The sequence below is a fragment of the Methanosarcina sp. DH1 genome, from assembly GCF_020804205.1.
Classification (GTDB): Archaea; Halobacteriota; Methanosarcinia; order Methanosarcinales; family Methanosarcinaceae; genus Methanosarcina; species Methanosarcina vacuolata.
On the sequence record NZ_WJBJ01000003.1, the window covers coordinates 116989 to 134860 of the forward strand.

The window sequence follows — 17872 nt, forward strand, 5'->3', positions numbered from 1 at the left end:
GGTTCCTTGAGTTCTTGATATTGTCATGTGAGCTTCACACACAAACGTTACCATTTATGCATGTCACACTAGGATTACCTCAAATGGAAAAGGTAGCGTATGACGCAATTCATAGTATAGCTTCTTGTCGCACCTGCCGAATCCAGGATTTAAGATTCGTTTCTCTTTTTCGTCTCAGGTGCCACGGGTTCGGTTAAATAAAATCCAAACGACGCGAAATCTTTGACATCCACTTTGTGGGATTTCTCACCTGAAGAGATAGCAGGAGCGATAAACCGGAAAAACTCACTGGCAAACTGCTCGTAGCTGAAACCCTCTGCCTCGATCACCAGTTTCCATTTATTTTCCATTGACAGGATACCCATGAAGGAGATCATAAGGTACATTGAGGTAAGAAATGGATCGAGATCCGCGCGGATTGTACCGTCATTGAGACCTTCCTGGATCGCATCCCGCAGGAGCAGACGGCAGGTACCGTATCCTTTTCCGATCTCTGCGGTACACGGGTTTTCTTTGGAAAAACGTTCAGAACCGTAAAAATGGATCATTCGAAGATAATCAGGGTATTCCTGTGCATACTGGTAATAGGCCTGGCCCATCAGGGATACCTTGACAATGCCCGGCACCTGTTTTTCCATGCATTCCATGTATTTTTCTTTAAGGATCTGGATACCGCGGAGTACAATGGTTGCGAAAAGTGTCTCCTTATTTTTAAAATATAGATAAATGGTAGCCTTATTCAGTTCTACCTCACGGGCGATGTCTTCCATAGAAACATCTTCATAACTTCTAGAAAAAAAGAGACGCTCGGCTGCATCAATAATCTCTGTTTTTCGCTGTTCCTTTTCTCGTTGCCTTCTATCGGCGATTCCCATAGTTCCACTCCACCTGATCAAAATTTATAGATTTATATTTATATTTATAGATTTATATTATAACTGTTCGTCATATGATTTAATTATGTGATTTAAGGAATGAATGTAGTTATTCTAGTTTTGTGCTTCTACCAATTGGGATATGTTCATTAGATAAAACATTCAGGCTCCTTTCGCTGGCTATAGAGCGTATGGAGGCGCACAGATGCGTCTTTCACAAGCCCGGGTTTCATTGATCGGGCATTTTGCGGGCAGCTTTTGATACACGCGCAGCAGGTAATGCATTTTTCTATATCAATCAAACGGGAATTTTCTGCATCAACAGCACCAACAGGACATACCTCTGCACAGGTTCCGCACTGTGAACACTCGTCACTGACCGCGATAAAATCAACAATCCATAATTTTGTAACTCCTCCATAAGGATAATTGCCAGGCACATTCACATCAGAAACCTGAGAAATTGATGAAACGGATTGTAGTTTTTCACGTATTTTCTGTCCGAATACCTCTGCATGATGTAAATCATCTTTATCGGGACGTCCCTGTGCTATTGGTGTCTCGGAATTTGAGAATGAGTGTTCCCCGAGATATGCTGCACAGGCAATCGGAATACACCCACATTTCATTACAATATTTTTTAGTTCAAGCAGTGCATCATCATATGCTCGATTGCCATAAACCACAACACAAACCGTCGGGGTATTATGAGCCTGAATTGTATTCAGCCATTCATTTAATAATGCCGGCACTCTCCCCATATAAACTGGAACTCCAACTACAAGCAATTCATTTTCCGATATCTGCAACGGTTGTTTTCTTACATCCGGTCTGGTAATATCAATTAATTCCACGGTGCCTGGATTAATACCATGAGCAATGCCCTGAACAACCGCTTTTGTTGTTCCGGTAGGTGAAAAATAAACCAATTTCGCTGATTCAATTTCCATTTCATTTCCTCCAGTAATTATGTAACTCTAAGTAATATTACCACCATTGGTTATTAAATAACTATTGGTTAGTAAATAACTGTGAGTTAATTTAAAACAATTTTCAGGAGGAAAATATCAGATTTTTGTGTAAAATTTTCGCACAACCGTTTTTTATAAAGTTGCCTTAGATAAAGTTACTTATCTTTTTAGAAAGTATTTGTAAAAAATATTTTTTGCGCTTACTCAAGGGGTAAAAAGTGGGTAAAAGACAGTTAGATTATTTGTATTAAAAGTTATAAAATTTAGACTTTAAAATTTAATTTTCATTCTTTTTTCTATAATTGTTTATTTCTTAAGAATTATTATAAAAGTTGTGATCATATAGATTCATTAAAAATTCTTCTATTTTTGGATATATGTTTATTGACAAAAACCCTAATACAAAAACAGAAAAGATAGATTGCATTACTTGTATACTTTCTGGAGGTACAATATTTCCATACTGCTTAGATATTCGATAAACATCATTTATAAAAATTGTAATTGGATAAAAAAATACTATAGGGTAGTACATTAATAATATTCTAACAAAATTCTGCCAATTGTTTCTGCTTATAAAGTGTCTTAAAGGATACTGATAGTAAATTTGAGATTGACTATAAATAGCCCCAAGTACAGGCAGAAGAGAGGTATAGACTATTGTTTCATATATAAATCTATTTACAGCAATTTTAAATGTTTCAGCACCAAACATATCATCATATTTTGCGTAAAAGAATAGAATAAAAGCGAATATAGCCTCAATACCAAATGTGTAAATATAGAAAAAAAGGCTATAATACTTTACGAAATTCTGATTTCTTAATTGTTTTGAGAATAGTTTTTCAATCACTTCTGATTTTGAATTTGGTTTATTACTACTTAGCACAATTCTCTTGATTTTCTCTAGAACTTCTACAATATGCATTTTTGATGTTTTGGCGAAAAATATAATATACGCAAATATTGCTGAAACAACTGAAAAAATTATATAATCCATGAATGTTGTTAAAGCAACAAAAAATTTGTCCTCTAACCAAGGTTTTCCTGCTGGCGATAACGTTTTCGATAACATAATAGTAGCGGGATCATTTGCATCAATTGGAATATAAAACATAAATACTGCTAGATATTTTGCAAAGTAAACTGCATTAATGAAAATGAAGAAACATAATAATAATGTTGGAATGTTTCTTTTTATGTCTATATCGTGTTCCCATTTAAATTTTTTAAATATCATAATATTTAAAGAGATTGTGAAATATGTTGAAAAAAGTAAAGCTAAGATAGCACTAAAAAGCAATATACCAAGATTAAAGGAAGCAAAATCCAATAAATAATTATTAATTTGGTCAGATACAATTTTTGCAAAAAGTATTGAACCAATTAAAACTATAACCAGTGCTATTTTTGAGTTTGTAGGCTGGTACATTGCTGAGTCGAAAAACTTTGATTTTTTATTAATTAATTCAATAAATTGAGCATTTTTAACATTTGTGGCGTTATGAGCTTTCATACCATTCTTCAAGACATGAGAAGTAAATTTTTCCGATAATGCAAAGTACCAGAAGATCATCTCAAAACCAAAAAGATTACCTAACTCCACAAATGTAATTGCAGTTTTCGCTACTAAAGGATTAGTCCAAAAGTAAGGATGGTTATAAGCTATCATAAAATTATCATAAATTGAGTCATAAAGTGAAAAAGTAAGAATAATAGTAGTTGTTAGCGAGAAAAATTTCCTTTTTAACAGTATATCCTTCCAAGGTAAAACATATGGATATTTTATAATAAATGTCCAATTAGTCCTTAATGACATAATCTTTGTAAATGATATTAAATTGACAATAAATGCAAAAAATAGACTTATAATATGTAAATAATTTAAGTTTCCTTTTCTCAGTGTGACTACTATAAAAATAGAGCTAATAGGATAAACTACAAAAATCAAAAAAAAGTACAGTAAACGATTAAGTAAGTCTTTAACAGTGGATTTATAATTAATTGACGAGAAAAAGTGAATCACTTTCTCATATCTTATGGATGCATTCTGTTTAATAGAATTTCTCTTTTTAATAACACTTTTCTTTCTCATTTTACGTTTATGTATGCTCATTGAGTAGGAAATTATTTAGATAATATTAATTCTTTCCGAAATTAATTTGTTTGTTTTACTGTTTAGTCTAAAGTAAATATTTGGTATCGATTAACCTTTCCAATTTTAAATATTATACTAATAAATTTTTACTAGAAATATAAATTAATTAATTTTACGACTCTTTTACAGTCGCTCATAAATTTAGTGCGAGGAGTGGGGTTTGAACCCAAGAAATCCTTCGATTACAGTTCTGGGAATTCTCATACTGCCAGGATTTTTACTTTTTCAAAAAACTCCCCCTGCATAAATAGCCCAGAAGCCCGTCTAAAGCCCGTGGAGAGTTTTTCTCTTTCTTTAGATTCCTTCGGCTTAGGCTATGATCTCTTACAGGTCATCCGGAGAGCTCACAGGAAAAACCGCTTAAGAAAACGGTAATTATGAGCTCTATAGCGAAAATAAGTCGTGAAACTAAAAAAGAAATATGGCTCTTCGCTATTCCGTATGGATAAGATGATTTTCAATTCAAGACCGCATCGGTTTTTATGAGAATATTATGAGGATATCCACACAAAACAACGAAGAGCCAGAAATATATAGTAGTGTAGATTGTATTGAACGAAGGCGCAAATATGGGAAACAGATACCAAAAAATAGACCTTGAAACATGGAAAAGAAAAGATTATTGTCAAATTTACAGGAATGCGGTACAGCCTCAATATTGTGTGAGTTTTGAACTTGATGTGACGAACTTTAAAAAGCGCGTTAAAGAAAATAACTGGTCATTTACGATGGCGTTTATATTTGCCATTACGAAATGCGCAAATGAAATCGAAGAGTTTCGGTATCGTTTTCTTGATGGCGATGTTGTGTTATATGAGTCCATTGATACCTCATTTACATATCTGGATAAAGAAACAGAGTTATTTAAGGTAGTATATGTTCCTATGCAGGATACGATTGAAAAGTTTGTACAACTGGCAACCGTAACGGCAGAAAATCAAAAAGAACATTTTACAGGACCTGTCGAAAATGATGTATATCAATTCTCTGCCTTGCCGTGGATAACGTTTACGCATATTTCGCACACGGATTTCGGAAATCGGGAAAAAGCGCAGCCCATATTTGATTGGGGAAAATACCAAGAAAGAGAAAGCAAACTTATGATGCCGTTTGCAGTTCAGGTTCACCATGCATTTGTTGATGGTATTCATATCGGCAAACTTGCGGATAAGCTGCAGAGATACCTGGATGAAGTGTAGATTAATCAGCAATTCACTAATTTTTACTTTTTTTTAAAGTTATGTCTTCAGAATCGATTCCTATGACATAAGGCACAAGATTCTCAATATTTCTTACATTGACTGGAAGAAGTTAGGATTTTCTAAAGGTACTTTACATTACATAAACGGTACTTTATATTACATAAGTAGAAAACGCAGGCTGATAAGCCGTTTACTCTTAACAGCCATGTTCTTGAAAGGGGAATAAATGAGAGGCTCTGGTTTCAGGTCAAAAGAAAACCAGGCACTTTATAAGCAAATGTTTACAAAGAACAAGCAATAGGCCAGCTTAATGAAGTTACACAGAAACAGGCTGTTCATATCCAGAGCCTAATACAGGAAAACAGTAAACTGAACATGAAACTTTTTCCTGAGATTACCGAAAAACTCTGTTGGAAGCTGTTTTTCAATTTTTAGCTAAAGAAAAGCCATTTAATTTCTATATATACGTTGACAAGCATAAGAACGACCAGAAATATCAAATGCCAGCCTCGATAGTGTTTCATGTCTGGCTTAAGTTCCTTATCCCAGTCATCTTCATTTCTTTTGATATATTTTCCTCCTTCGTTTTTTATTGTTTCAATTCTTATTTGCTGGAAGTTTTTTTGCAATAGGGTTTCAAAAAGCCATATCCTGCTTTTGTTTGCAAAATAAAGCAATTTAATAGCAGATATTTTAGACATATTCCGCTGATCTCACTATTACACCAGGATATATAAATACCAGCTGAATATAAATTTTTCGAAAATGAACTGGCTGACGTTGATAATCTATTTTTTAATGTATATAGTTGTATATCGAAGTTGATTTCTTTAAGACCTTAGGGTAGATCAGCAGAAAAAAACTGATTGTTTTTATTTGCATTCAAGCCGACTGATCAGGTAATGGGAATTATAGACTGAACGCCACCTAAACCTTCTTATCTTTTAACTTATTCTAATTTTAATTTAATTTGTCTTTGATAGATGTGACGCAATTTGAAAAAGATAAGAGAGTAATCTCAATTATCCTGGTATTTGGACAAAAAACAGAATTATTTAAGGTAGTAAATATTCCCATGCAGGATACGATTGAGAAGTTTGTAGAATTAGCAACCGTAACGGCAGAATATCAAAAAAGAACACTTTACAGGCCCTGTAGAAAACGATGTATATCAATTTTCAGCCTTGCCGTGGATAACGTTTACGCATATTTCGCACACGGATTTAGGAAACAGGGAAAAAGCACAACCCATATTTGATTGGGGAAAATATCATGAAAGAGAAGGCAAATTAATGATGCCGTTTGCAGTTCAGGTTCACCATGCATTTGTTGATGGTATTCATATTGGCAAACTTGCGGATAAGCTGCAAAGATACCTAAATGAAGTGTAGATTATAAGCATTATGGGAAGAAACAGTAGTTCACTAATTTTTGCTTTTCTGAAAGTTGTGTCTTCAGTAATGCATAGGTTTTACGATAGAACCTGTGTATTCTAATTTCCATAAAAACCATTTCTCTGGACACACGAAGGAAATTTTAAAGAACTTCTTCTTTTTCATGCCAACCAGATAATGTCGTACGAAAATTTTCAATCAAAACTTACATTTTTGAGTTTTGTATAGAAAATCGGAATGATTAATTAGAGTGCGAGTTATGGGATATTGTATAGAGAATTTTCTATTAAATGGTTTGAATGTTGTTGAGAATTAATTGATGAAAAATTCATAATTGAGAAATTTAGGGTTGCAAACATGTTTGGGCCAGAGTCCGGGGTATAGTGACTACAAATTAGAAGTGGTATTCTTGAAAGAAGTTAAGAAAAGAAGCAGGAATATTTTACTTATTATACTGGCATGTTTAATTTGTTCAACTGCTATACTAATTGCTCTAACTTATCCGGATTACCACGATACGATGACAGAAGCACAAAAGCAATTGCTTGCGAACAGTACTATTTTGAAAACAGAATATGGGGATATTGAGTATACTGTAGAGGGAAAAGGGACGCCTATCTTATTGATACATGGCGCAGGAGGCGGCTATGATCAGGGGCTCTGGGCGGGCAAAGTATTTTTCGGGAACAGTTATAAATTCGTCTCGGTTTCACGATATGGCTATCTTCGATCACCCATTCCGGATAATGCTTCGATTAAATCGCAAGCTGCTGCGTATGAAACTCTTCTGGACAATCTAAGCATAGATAAAATAATTGTTGTTGGTGTATCAGCTGGAGGTCCGTCAGCCACTCAGTTTGCAAACGACTATCCTAACAGATGCTCAGCATTGATATTGATTTCTGCTGTAAGTATGGGTCCGGCACCAGGTGACCAGGATCCTTTTTATGTTGGCATTATTCATACTATCCAGCAATCTGATTATGCATACTGGCTCTTCACAAGATTTCTTCAATCTACAATTCTGGACATGATGGGAATCCCATCACAGGTATACGAAACATTTAGTCCTGAACAGAAAGAATTGGCACAGGAAATGCTAGATATAATGCATCCGATGTCTCAAAGATATAAAGGCACTGTAAACGATGAAAAGATGATTGAATTTTATACCGTACCTACAGATAATCTTCGTGCGCCAACATTAATTATCCACGCTAAAGATGATGCGCTGGTAAGTTACAAACATGCAGAAAATGCTCACAGTAAAATAAACCAATCGCAACTGGTCTTATATGATACTGGAGGGCATGGAATGTTATCTCAAATGAACGGAACGAGGGTGCTTGTGAAAGAATTTTTAAATGAATCCCCCTATTAAACCGCACGGAATTGAACATTTATTTGACAGAAGCATATATATTGCAATGTATAAACGGGTTTTATGCTTATGTTTTCTCCATAAAATTCAAATTTTTATCAGGAATTAATTAATAATCGATGCACTATTAGATAATAAATCGACCTCATAATATAGAGCTCACATATATAGAATAATGTCATTGTATTCAGTATCACTGTATTCAGTATCACTATATTCAGTATCACTATATTCAACGTCGCGGTATTCTAAATTATACAATTTATATAAAAATGTTATAATTTTAAGATAGTTATGAATTATGAGTATATTCAGCTCCCTGCTATTGTAAGGGCTTATTCTCGAGGTTAACACAGTATGAAATATGATGTCGTTGTGGTTGGAGCCGGGCCTGTGGGATCTACTGCAGCTCGCTATGCAGCCCTGAATGGGGCAAAGGTCCTCATGATTGAAGAGCATGCTTTCATAGGGTCGCCTGTAAGCTGTACCGGACTTTTGAGTACCAGAGCGGTTGCAGAGTGCGAGCTCAAGCCTTCGGACGAGTTTGTCTTCAATTCCGTGCGTGGAGCCTTTGTATATGCTCCGGACGGGCAGTGCCTGCCAATCGATGGAAAGCAGACCAAAGCGTATGTGGTCTCACGGAAAAACTTTGACCGCGCCCTTGCAGTAAGGGCTGTGGAAGAAGGTGTTGAACTTTCTCTCAAAACAAGGGCTGTGGGACTCGAAAAACCGAACCCGGAAAACGAGAAGGAGGGCCAGCAAAATTCTCAGGTGAAACTCAGGGTACTGAAAAACGGCAAACCTGAAACAGTATTTGCATCCGTCGTGATAGGGGCTGACGGCGTAAAAAGCCGGATAGCCAGCTATGCAGGGATGGAAAAACCTGCCCGCGTACTTTCGGGTATCCAGATCGAAGCTCCTTATGCCTCGGATGACAGCGACTTTGTTGAACTTTTTCCTGGCTCTTCTGCTCCCGGCTTTTTTGCCTGGACTGTACCTGTTAATGAAAAAATTTCAAGAATTGCGCTCGCTCTTGAACCCGGACTTGCCTGGAAAAGTGGTCAGAAAGACTGTTCTCCTCTTTCTTATCTTGAGAAATTCCTGCACTTCAACCCTCATGTAAAAGCAAGATACTCAGGAGGTATGCTTGATTTTGTAGTAGGGGGAATCCCCATAGGCCCTCCGGAAAAAACAGTAGCGGATGGAATTATGCTGGTCGGTGATGCGGCAGGGCAGACAAAACCGACATCTGGAGGTGGTATTTACACTGGAGCCTTTGCGGCAAAGATCGCTGGAAAGGTTGCTGCACAGGCTGCCCTTGAAGGAGATACCTCAGCAAAGCGGCTTTCCGAATACGACCAGCTCTGGCGGAAGGGTCTTGGAAGAGAGCTTGAAATAGGCATGAAAATTCATGACTACATCGGAAAGCTGGAAGACAGGCAGTTCAATGAACTTATAGGTTCGCTAAACACCCCTTCTATTCTCGACACAATTACCGAATACGGAGACATGGACAATCCTTCTATCCTTATAAGGAAGCTCATGCTTTCAGGAAATTCCTTCAGACTTATGAAAGCTTTTGGAACATTCATAAAGACACTCTTTTGATATCTTGCAGCCTCTTAAAATTGAGGCTTTTTTATTTTTACTGCTTCAGTTGAAAGGATAGAAAGGGTTTGAAGCCCATGCTACTTTTTAATGAACACGGTGTTCAGAGGGCCAATTTCCAGCAGGTATTTAACTTTCGGGAGCCCATTATTTTAAAGGGGGGATAACTTTGAGTTCTCACTCCAAGCTCCTTGAAGACGTTAAGCAGCACCTGTGCACCTGTGCTGCAGGCCTTAAACTCACGCCTGATATGGAAGTGTTCCTGGAAGTGCCTATGAGAGAACTCTATGTTTCCCTCCCTGTCCACATGGATGATGGTTCTATTAAGGTTTTTAAAGGCTTTCGGGTTCAGTACAACGAAGCTCTGGGCCCCACGAAAGGAGGTGTTCGTTTTCATCCCGACGGTACTATGGAAACAACGAGAGCCCTTGCGGCCCTCATGACCTGGAAATGCGCCCTTCATAAGCTGCCCCTCGGAGGAGCGAAAGGTGGGGTTATTTGCAACCCAAAAGAACTTTCACATCGGGAAATCGAGCGCCTGAGCAGGGCTTACATTCGTGGTATTTACCAGATAATAGGCCCGGATAGGGATATCCCTGCCCCTGACGTTTATACAAATCCACAGGTTATGGCCTGGATGATGGACGAATACTCAAAACTCGCAGGCAGAAATGTGTTCGGTTCCATTACAGGCAAGCCAACAAGCCTTGGAGGCTCGGCAGGCAGGTATGATGCCACTGCAAGAGGCGGTTTATACACTATAAGGGAAGCAGCAGAAAGACTTGGAATAAACCTGAAAGATTCAAGAGTTGCAGTTCATGGCTTTGGAAACGTAGGATATCATGCCGCTTATCTTGCAAAGAAACTATACGGCTGCAAGGTTGTGGCTGTAAGCGACAGCAAAGGCGCAATCTTCTCACCCTATGGATTTGACCCCGAAGACGTTTCAGGCCATAAGCACTCAACTGGTTCGGTGCTGAACTATCCGGGAGCAGAGAACCTAACTAACAAAGAGTTGCTGGAACTGGATGTTGAAATCCTGATCCCGGCTTCTCTTGAAAACATAATCACTGAAGAGAACGCGGGAAACATTAAAGCCAGGATTCTTGCCGAGATGGCTAACGGTCCAACTACATTCGAAGGAGAAACAATCCTCCATTCAAAAGGAATTCATATCATCCCAGATATCCTCTGCAACGGAGGCGGAGTTATTGTCTCATACTTTGAGATGGTACAGAACCAGTCAAGTACGCAATGGGAAGAAGAGGAAGTTCGGAATCGTCTGGAGAGAAAGATGAAAGAAGCATATTGTTCGGTATATGATTTTGCCTCAAAAAACAATGTCGAGATGCGACAGGCTGCATATACTCTTGCTGTCGGCAGAGTGGTTGAAGCCATGCAGCTCCGGGGCTGGATATGAAAACAGGGATGACTCAAATGTACAGATGCGGCAATTGCGGATACCTTTACAACCCTGATCGTGGTGATTCCTCACAATCCATAGTTCCGGATACGTCTTTCCAAAGTCTCCCCAAATCATGGACATGCCCGAGATGCGGAGCCCCAAAAGAAAAGTTCAAAAAAATTTAACTTAAGACCTTCAAAAAGAACAATGAATAAACAGATGCATGTTAGAAATCCTACAGATACATATTAGAAATCCTACAGATGCATGTTAGAAAGCCTACAGATGCATGTTAGAAAGCCTCTTCGTTCATCCTGTTTCTTTCAAAGTTGAGAATTTTTCTGATGATTATTTTTTTAGATCCGATCCAGAGCTCATCATTTTCAGGGTAATTCTCCTTTACATATTCAAAAAGATCATATACATTCATATCGTCAAGTTTTCTTTTCAGTAGATTGAGATCCTCCATAGAAATACCTCCCTTATAAGTTTAAGCTTTAGTCCAGAGTTAGTTACTGGATTTTATATTATTCAAATATTCTTTCAAGATATTTTAAATCCAAAGTTTTAACCTGAAGTTTTCTCCGAATTTTTACTCCAGAATTTCATTCAAGTATTAGTCCAAAAACATTGTCAGAACACACATATCTGAACATTTTTTAAATGTTTTTAGAAAACAAAAACTCTACTGGACATTACCACGAATCTTCCTGGTACTTGCAGGCTTGTAAATATCATATTTTTTATAAATATCTATTGTTAATTTGTCTGGATCTGATACATTTTATTTAGCACATATAATAAATTTATATTTAGCACATATAATAAATTTAGTGCACATTATCAGAATATTAATATGTTAGGAAATTTAATGATAATCCCAGGATGATGCTTACAAAATATACCTGAAGTTTGAACTCTGACATAAATATTCTGCATAGTTTACAGGAAGTTTACGAAGAAATGAGCAGAGAATCTGGATACGGTAGCCCTAACATAAATCGAAACGACATTAAGGGTGCGGAAAACGAAGAAAACTGGATGGCTGAATTTCTATTAAATAGCCCTGGCCCTGTCCTGCGAATAGGGTCAGAAGGAACAGTTCTCTACGCAAATAAAGCAGGAGAATCCTTACTTGAAGCTCTTAAAATCCAGGTTGGAGAAAAAGCGCCTGCTGAAATCCTGAAGACTGCTCAGCGAGTAGCAGTCAGAAATATATTCGAACAGACTGAACTGAAAGCAGGCAAGAAAACTTATTCAATCGTTTTTACTCCTTTACTTGCCTGCAAAAGTGTAATTATGTCTGCATTTGAAATCACTTCCTGCAAACAGACCGAAGAGAAGCTACTCTTAAGAAAAAGAGAGTATGAAGTGCTTTCCCAAATTTCCGGTCTCTCTCTCAAAGTCCCGGATTTTCAGTCTCTGCTTGATCAAGCCTTGCCTCTTGTTGCAGCAACTCTTGGCATAGAGTACTGCTGCGTCTTAAAACTCCTGCCTGATGGAAATTTTATATTTGAAACCGGGACCGGCTGGAAGCCAGAAAACACAGGCAGGATCATTAAAAAAGATTTAGCTTCAAGAGCTGGCTACACTGTACTTTCAGATTGCCCTGTCCTGTTAGAAAAACTTGATAAGAAGAATTCCTTCAGAGCAATGGGCCTTGAGGAATCCCTGAGTATAATTAGTGGAATAAGTTTGCTGCTAGGAAGTATTGAAAAGCCTTATGGAATGCTGACAGCTCACAGCACGAAAAAAGAAAAATTTACCGAGGAAGATACTCGTTTCCTGAATGCTGTTGCAATAATCCTTTCATTTACAATTCAAAGAAATAAAGTGGAAGACACACTCCGTGACAAAGTGTATTTTCTGGAAACTCTATTGGATACAATTCCAACTCCTGTATATTATAAGGACCGAAAAGGCTATTACCAGGGCTGCAACGAGCTCTTTGCAAGGATGATCTTCGGAAGTTCAAAAGAAAAAGTAACCGGTCATACTATAGATGAGCTTTTCGAAGCAATTCCCTTAGAGCTTAGTGAATTTTACACCAGTATGGACAGGCAGCTATTCCAGAAAGGAGGAAGCCAGGTTTACGAGACTAAAGTACTGTGCTCTGACGGGCTCAAAAGAGACTTCATTTTCAATAAGGTCGCGTACAAAAGTTTTTGTGGGACTATGGAAGGGCTTCTAGGAGTAATGCTTGATATTACAGGGCGTAAAAAAACAGAAGAGAAATTGCAAAAAAGCGAGGAGAGATACCGCCTTATTGCAGAACAAACAGGGCAGATAATATATGATATTGATCTGAAAAACGGTAGGGTTGAATGGGCAGGAGCAGTCACTGAGCTCACAGGTTACAGCAGTAAAGAAATTGAGAATCTTGATTTTTACGATTGGCTTGAACACATTCATCCAGAGGATTATGAAAATGTGCAGCAGTCATTGAAAAACTGCTGGAATACAGGAGATAAATTCAGTGAGGAATTCAGATTCAAGCGAAAGGATGGAGGCTATCTTTGCGTAAAAAATAAAGGGGTATGCCTGAGAGATGAGGAAGACTGCATATGCAGGGCTCTCGGGGTAATGGTAGACGTTACCGCAATTAAACAATCTTCCATAAAATTGAGGGAAAGCGAAGAGTTATACAGGTCATTTTTACAGAATTTCAAAGGAATTTCGTTTAAACTTAACAGGAATTTTGACCTCCTCTTGCTTGAGGGAGCCCTTGATGAAATAACCGGATATACCGAAGAAGAATTTATTTCTGGTAGAATAAAGTTCTTTAACCTTATTGTCCCGGAAGACAGACCATTGTTAGATATGATTCAGAGTAAACTGATTTATTCCCCGGCCCTCTCACCCTCCCCTAATTCCATTATGGAGTACGACTACAGACTCAGGCGGAAGGATGGAAGCATAAGGTGGGTCCATGAGTTAATTCATAACGTATGCAGCACTTCAGGAGAAACTGCATTTATTCAGGGGTATGCCTATGACATTACCCCGAGGAAAATCGCTGAGGAAACCCTTAAAAAAGCCGAAAAAATCGGAATGAGGGAGATTCACCACCGGATCAAGAATAACCTTCAGATAGTCTCCTCCCTGCTAAGCCTTCAGGCTGACAAGTTCAAAGACAAAGAGGTTATTGAAGCTTTCAGGGAAAGTGAAAAACGCATAGTTTCGATGTCCATTATTCATGAAGAACTTTATAAGTCAAAGGATGCGGCAAGTGTTGATTTTGCAGCGTATCTAAAGAAATTGACTGTGGAAATTCTGCACTCATACAGAGTTGGAAATGAGGAGATCAAGCTTGTCCTTGAGGTGGACAGTACACTTCTCGGAGTTGATACTGCAATTCCACTGGGAATTATAATTAATGAACTTTTCTCAAACTCCCTTAAGTACGCGTTTCCAAAAGGTATGGAAGGAAAAATCAGGATTTCCCTTTCCCGAAATGAAGCTGAATGTGAAAAAACAGGCGAAGCAACCGAAAAGAAATTCCCAGAATTGTCTTCCGGGTTTACTCTTGTCTACTCGGACAATGGGGCCCGTTTTCCAGAAGAAGTGGATTTCAAAAATTCGAAAACCCTGGGCTTGCAACTTGTAAATGCTCTCGTTGAACAGATTAACGGAACAATCGAGCTTGAGAGAGGGAATAAAACAAAATACACTATCAGGTTTGAAGATAAAAGATGAGCTTCAAAAAATAGAACTACTTCCCCACGTTTTACAATTCTATCAGTTTCACTGTTAAAACTGAAATTCATTGTTTCTTCACTCTTCTTAATCGGACTTTCTTACAGGGTTTTTCTTTTCACTTATTCAGAAGCAATCTCTTTTGTAGATTACAACTCTTTTTTCAATTCAGAATGTTTTTGTCATATAAGCTTAGAAATAGTATTCCTGTGAATCAAACTTTTTCAAAAAAAGTTTGATCAAAAACTCTCTCAGAAACTGAAATATTTGAGTTACCAGACAACACCAAACTTTTTCAAAAAATGTTTGATCAAAAACTCTCTCAGAAACTGAACTATTTGAGTTAAACCAGACAACACCAAACTTTTTCAAAAAAAGTTTGATCAAAAACTCTCTCAGAAACAGCGCTATGTGAGTTGAACCAGATGATATAAGCTTCTACTGAGAACTCATCTGGAACTTGATATTATTTGAAGTTTGATGTTTCTGGCACCTTATGTTTTGAAATTGATATAACTTATATTTTATATGACATAAGGATAAAAGAATTAAAAAATATATACAGCGAGGATAGGCGAATTGTGAATGCTAATAGGAATTGATGTCGGAGGCACTACCACGGATGCAGTGCTTATCCAGAACGGAGAAGTGTATAGTACTGCCAAGGTTTCCACTGAGCACGGAAATCTGCTAAATTCCCTGCTTGAGGCCCTTGATGCTGTCAGCAAAGATGTCCCTCCTGAGCAACTGGAAAGAGTAGTGTTCAGTACAACCGTGATAACAAATCTCATTGCCGAAGGCAAAACTGACCGTGTAGCCCTGGTATTAATCCCAGGACCCGGGGTTAACCCGGCAAGTTATACTTTTCCTGACAGTTTTTATCTAAAAGGGGCTATGGATTACAGGGGAAGGGAAATTGATCCCCTCGATGAGGCCGAGATCAGGAAAACTGTGGGTTTGATCCAAAAATCCGGATTTTCGAGAGCAGCCATTATAAGTAAGTTCGGGCAGAGGAACCCTTCTCACGAACTCAGAGTAGAGGAGATTTTCAGGGAGGCATATCCTGGATGCAAACTGGAACTCGGGCATAAGGTTTCTGGAAAACTGAATTTTCCAAGACGGATAGCAACTGCCATGCTTGCCTCTGCCACCAGGGAACGCTATCAGGAGTTTGTTGACAAAATCAATAAAGCCCTTGAGGAGAGAAATATCCGGGCTCCTGTGTATATCCTGAAAGCCGATGGAGGAACTCTTCCGGTTGAGAAATCAATAGAATTTCCTGTGGAAACTATATTTTCGGGCCCTGCTGCCAGCACAATCGGAGCTCTTGCCCTTACCTCTGAAGGAGAGACCTCAGTGGTAGTGGATATAGGAGGGACTACCACAGACCTTGCATTAATTCTTTCAGGCAAGCCCCTTCTGGCTTCTAAAGGCGTAAAACTCGGAGGCTTCCTTACACATGTCCGGGCTTTTGCGGTCCGCTCGATAGCTATAGGAGGAGACAGTGTTGTAAGGGTTAAGGACCTGAACCCCGGCACAAAACAGATAACAATCGGCCCTGATAGGGCAGGTCCAGCTTACTGTATGGGAGGAAAAGAAACTACCCCTACGGATGCCCTGAAGTTCCTTGGGTTTATTGAAGTAGGAAATCCCAAACGCGCAAGTGAAGCGATTAAAGCCACAGCTTCTGAACTTGGAAAATCCGAAACTGAAACTGCATCCCTGATTGTGGACAGAGTTTCACAGATGATTGCTGACGCAGTCAATGAGATGTTTTTTGAATGGGAACAGGAGCCTGCTTACAGAGTGTGGGAGGTACTGCAGGAGAAAAATGTAAGGCCTGAAAACGTGGTTGGAATCGGAGGGGGTGCAAAAGGGCTTATTGCAGAGATTGCAAAAAAACTTAGTGCAAACCCTGTTATTCCCGCACATGCCGAGGTGGGAAATGCCATTGGAGCAGCCGTTGCAAGGCCCACGCTTACTCTGAACCTGCACATTGATACTGAACAGAAAGTGTACTCTGTTGCCGAGGAAGGGGAGATTGTCAGTCTAAACACAACAAAGTTCAAGAACTTGAATAAAATCAGCCTCGACGAAGCTGAAACCCTGGCAGCAGATCTCTTGAGGGAACGTGCGGAAGATTTCGGAATTTCCGAGTATGCCGATGAAGCCGAGATTGTTAATAGTGAAGTCTTCAATGTCGTCAATGGCTGGTATACTACAGGGCGGCTTTTTGACGTAAACATGCAGATTCCTGCAGGCCTGATACCGGAATGGAAAAGGAGGGAATAAGCATGAAACTGGGGTTTGGAAGACTCAAGGATGTACTGAAGACTGGCTCAGGAACAGCTCCAGCAGAAGAGGAAAAAGAGCAGGCAGAGAATAAAGATAAGGCAGAGAAAGAAGAGATGCAGACGATAGAAAATAAAGAAAACGAGCTTGAAATATCCAAGGGAAAGGAGGGAAATACAATGGAACTGAAAAAGACCGGGCTGGAAGCGAAAAAAGGACCATTATCCCCGGCAGACCGCACTAAGGCCGAGAAGACAGGCCTTATCTTCTTCCCTGCCTTTGACTGGGCTATTTCACCAACCCATCCCGAAAGAGAAGAGCGCCTTCTTTATACCAGAGACCAGATCTTTGAAGAAGGCCTGATGGACCTGCCAGAAATAGCCGAATATAAACCTCGCCTTGCAGAATACAGGGATATTGCCAGAGTTCATTTCTGTGTGCCTGATGTAAAAGCCCAGGCTACAACTCCTCACCTGATCGCAGCAGGTAGCTGCCTGGTGCTCGGGGACGCCCTGATGAAGGCAGAGGTCAAAAATGCTTTTGCGCTTATCCGCCCGCCTGGCCACCATGCAATGACAGTTGCACATGGAAACCGGGGATTTTGTAATATCAATAATGAAGCTATCCTTGTCGAGTATCTGAGAAAAACATACGGGATCCGCAAGATTGCGATTGTGGATACCGATGTGCATCATGGGGATGGGACTCAGGATATTTTCTATAATGATCCTGATGTGCTTTTTATTTCCTTCCACCAGGACGGAAGGACTCTTTACCCTGGCTCTGGCTTTATGAGTGAATTGGGGGGCCCAAAAGCTCTTGGAAGGACGATCAATATTCCCCTGCCGCCAGGGACACCTGATGAGGGCATACTTTACGTGCTCGACTCC

14 protein-coding genes and 1 pseudogene are annotated in these 17872 nt (G+C 39.0%); 10 read left to right on the forward strand and 5 right to left on the reverse strand.

Going from position 1 to position 17872, the window contains the following annotated elements; translation table 11 throughout:
- Window positions 1–149: 149 nt before the first annotated feature.
- From FXW07_RS01755 to FXW07_RS01765, 3 genes are all read right to left on the reverse strand, one after another.
- Window positions 150–875 carry a TetR/AcrR family transcriptional regulator gene (locus FXW07_RS01755; protein ID WP_229393486.1) on the reverse strand — a complete coding sequence of 242 codons (726 nt, stop codon included), beginning with the start codon at window positions 873–875 and terminating at the stop codon, window positions 150–152.
- Window positions 876–1024: 149 nt separating this feature from the next.
- Window positions 1025–1825 carry an EFR1 family ferrodoxin gene (locus FXW07_RS01760; protein ID WP_229393487.1) on the reverse strand — a complete coding sequence of 267 codons (801 nt, stop codon included), beginning with the start codon at window positions 1823–1825 and terminating at the stop codon, window positions 1025–1027.
- Between the two features lie 334 nt (window positions 1826–2159).
- The gene (locus FXW07_RS01765) at window positions 2160–3518 is read right to left on the reverse strand and encodes a hypothetical protein (RefSeq protein WP_229393488.1); all 1359 of its coding nucleotides are present in this window, start codon (window positions 3516–3518) and stop codon (window positions 2160–2162) included.
- A gap of 1037 nt (window positions 3519–4555) precedes the next feature.
- Between FXW07_RS01765 and FXW07_RS01770 the strand changes: the two genes are divergently transcribed.
- Complete coding sequence (locus tag FXW07_RS01770) at window positions 4556–5203, forward strand: CatA-like O-acetyltransferase (protein ID WP_229393489.1); 648 nt, start codon at window positions 4556–4558, stop codon at window positions 5201–5203.
- Between the two features lie 434 nt (window positions 5204–5637).
- Here FXW07_RS01770 and FXW07_RS01775 read toward each other — a convergent pair whose 3' ends face one another.
- A complete protein-coding gene (locus FXW07_RS01775; protein WP_229393490.1) occupies window positions 5638–5907 on the reverse strand; it encodes a hypothetical protein in 270 nt (89 codons plus the stop codon).
- A gap of 284 nt (window positions 5908–6191) precedes the next feature.
- Between FXW07_RS01775 and FXW07_RS01780 the strand changes: the two genes are divergently transcribed.
- The 6 genes from FXW07_RS01780 to FXW07_RS01805 all read left to right on the forward strand — a co-directional run bounded on the left by FXW07_RS01780 (window position 6192) and on the right by FXW07_RS01805 (window position 11179).
- Window positions 6192–6464, forward strand: coding sequence for a hypothetical protein (locus FXW07_RS01780; RefSeq protein ID WP_229393499.1), 273 nt, complete (start codon window positions 6192–6194; stop codon window positions 6462–6464).
- Window positions 6391–6597 carry a CatA-like O-acetyltransferase gene (locus tag FXW07_RS01785; protein ID WP_229393491.1) on the forward strand — a complete coding sequence of 69 codons (207 nt, stop codon included), beginning with the start codon at window positions 6391–6393 and terminating at the stop codon, window positions 6595–6597. Before FXW07_RS01780 ends, FXW07_RS01785 begins: the two co-directional genes overlap by 74 nt.
- A gap of 364 nt (window positions 6598–6961) precedes the next feature.
- Window positions 6962–7981, forward strand: a complete 1020-nt coding sequence (locus FXW07_RS01790; protein WP_229393492.1) for an alpha/beta hydrolase — start codon at window positions 6962–6964, stop codon at window positions 7979–7981.
- Window positions 7982–8338: 357 nt separating this feature from the next.
- Entirely contained in the window at window positions 8339–9589 is a 1251-nt protein-coding gene (locus FXW07_RS01795; protein WP_229393493.1) for an NAD(P)/FAD-dependent oxidoreductase, read from the forward strand.
- 169 nt (window positions 9590–9758) lie between these two features.
- Window positions 9759–11009 carry a Glu/Leu/Phe/Val dehydrogenase gene (locus FXW07_RS01800; RefSeq protein WP_229393494.1) on the forward strand — a complete coding sequence of 417 codons (1251 nt, stop codon included), beginning with the start codon at window positions 9759–9761 and terminating at the stop codon, window positions 11007–11009.
- Entirely contained in the window at window positions 11006–11179 is a 174-nt protein-coding gene (locus tag FXW07_RS01805; RefSeq protein WP_229393495.1) for a rubredoxin, read from the forward strand. The genes FXW07_RS01800 and FXW07_RS01805 overlap by 4 nt, the downstream gene beginning before the upstream one ends.
- Before the next feature lie 107 nt (window positions 11180–11286).
- Here FXW07_RS01805 and FXW07_RS01810 read toward each other — a convergent pair whose 3' ends face one another.
- A complete protein-coding gene (locus tag FXW07_RS01810; protein WP_229393496.1) occupies window positions 11287–11463 on the reverse strand; it encodes a hypothetical protein in 177 nt (58 codons plus the stop codon).
- A gap of 494 nt (window positions 11464–11957) precedes the next feature.
- Here FXW07_RS01810 and FXW07_RS01815 point away from each other — a divergent pair, with 494 nt between their 5' ends.
- The 3 genes and pseudogenes from FXW07_RS01815 to FXW07_RS01825 form a co-directional block, all read left to right on the forward strand.
- On the forward strand, window positions 11958–14690 hold the full coding sequence (locus tag FXW07_RS01815; RefSeq protein WP_229393497.1) for a PAS domain S-box protein: 2733 nt from the start codon (window positions 11958–11960) through the stop codon (window positions 14688–14690).
- A 585-nt stretch (window positions 14691–15275) separates the two neighbouring features.
- Window positions 15276–16982 carry a hydantoinase/oxoprolinase family protein gene (locus FXW07_RS01820; protein ID WP_229393498.1) on the forward strand — a complete coding sequence of 569 codons (1707 nt, stop codon included), beginning with the start codon at window positions 15276–15278 and terminating at the stop codon, window positions 16980–16982.
- Between the two features lie 2 nt (window positions 16983–16984).
- A pseudogene (locus tag FXW07_RS01825) lies at window positions 16985–17872 on the forward strand (histone deacetylase); the annotation flags it as partial.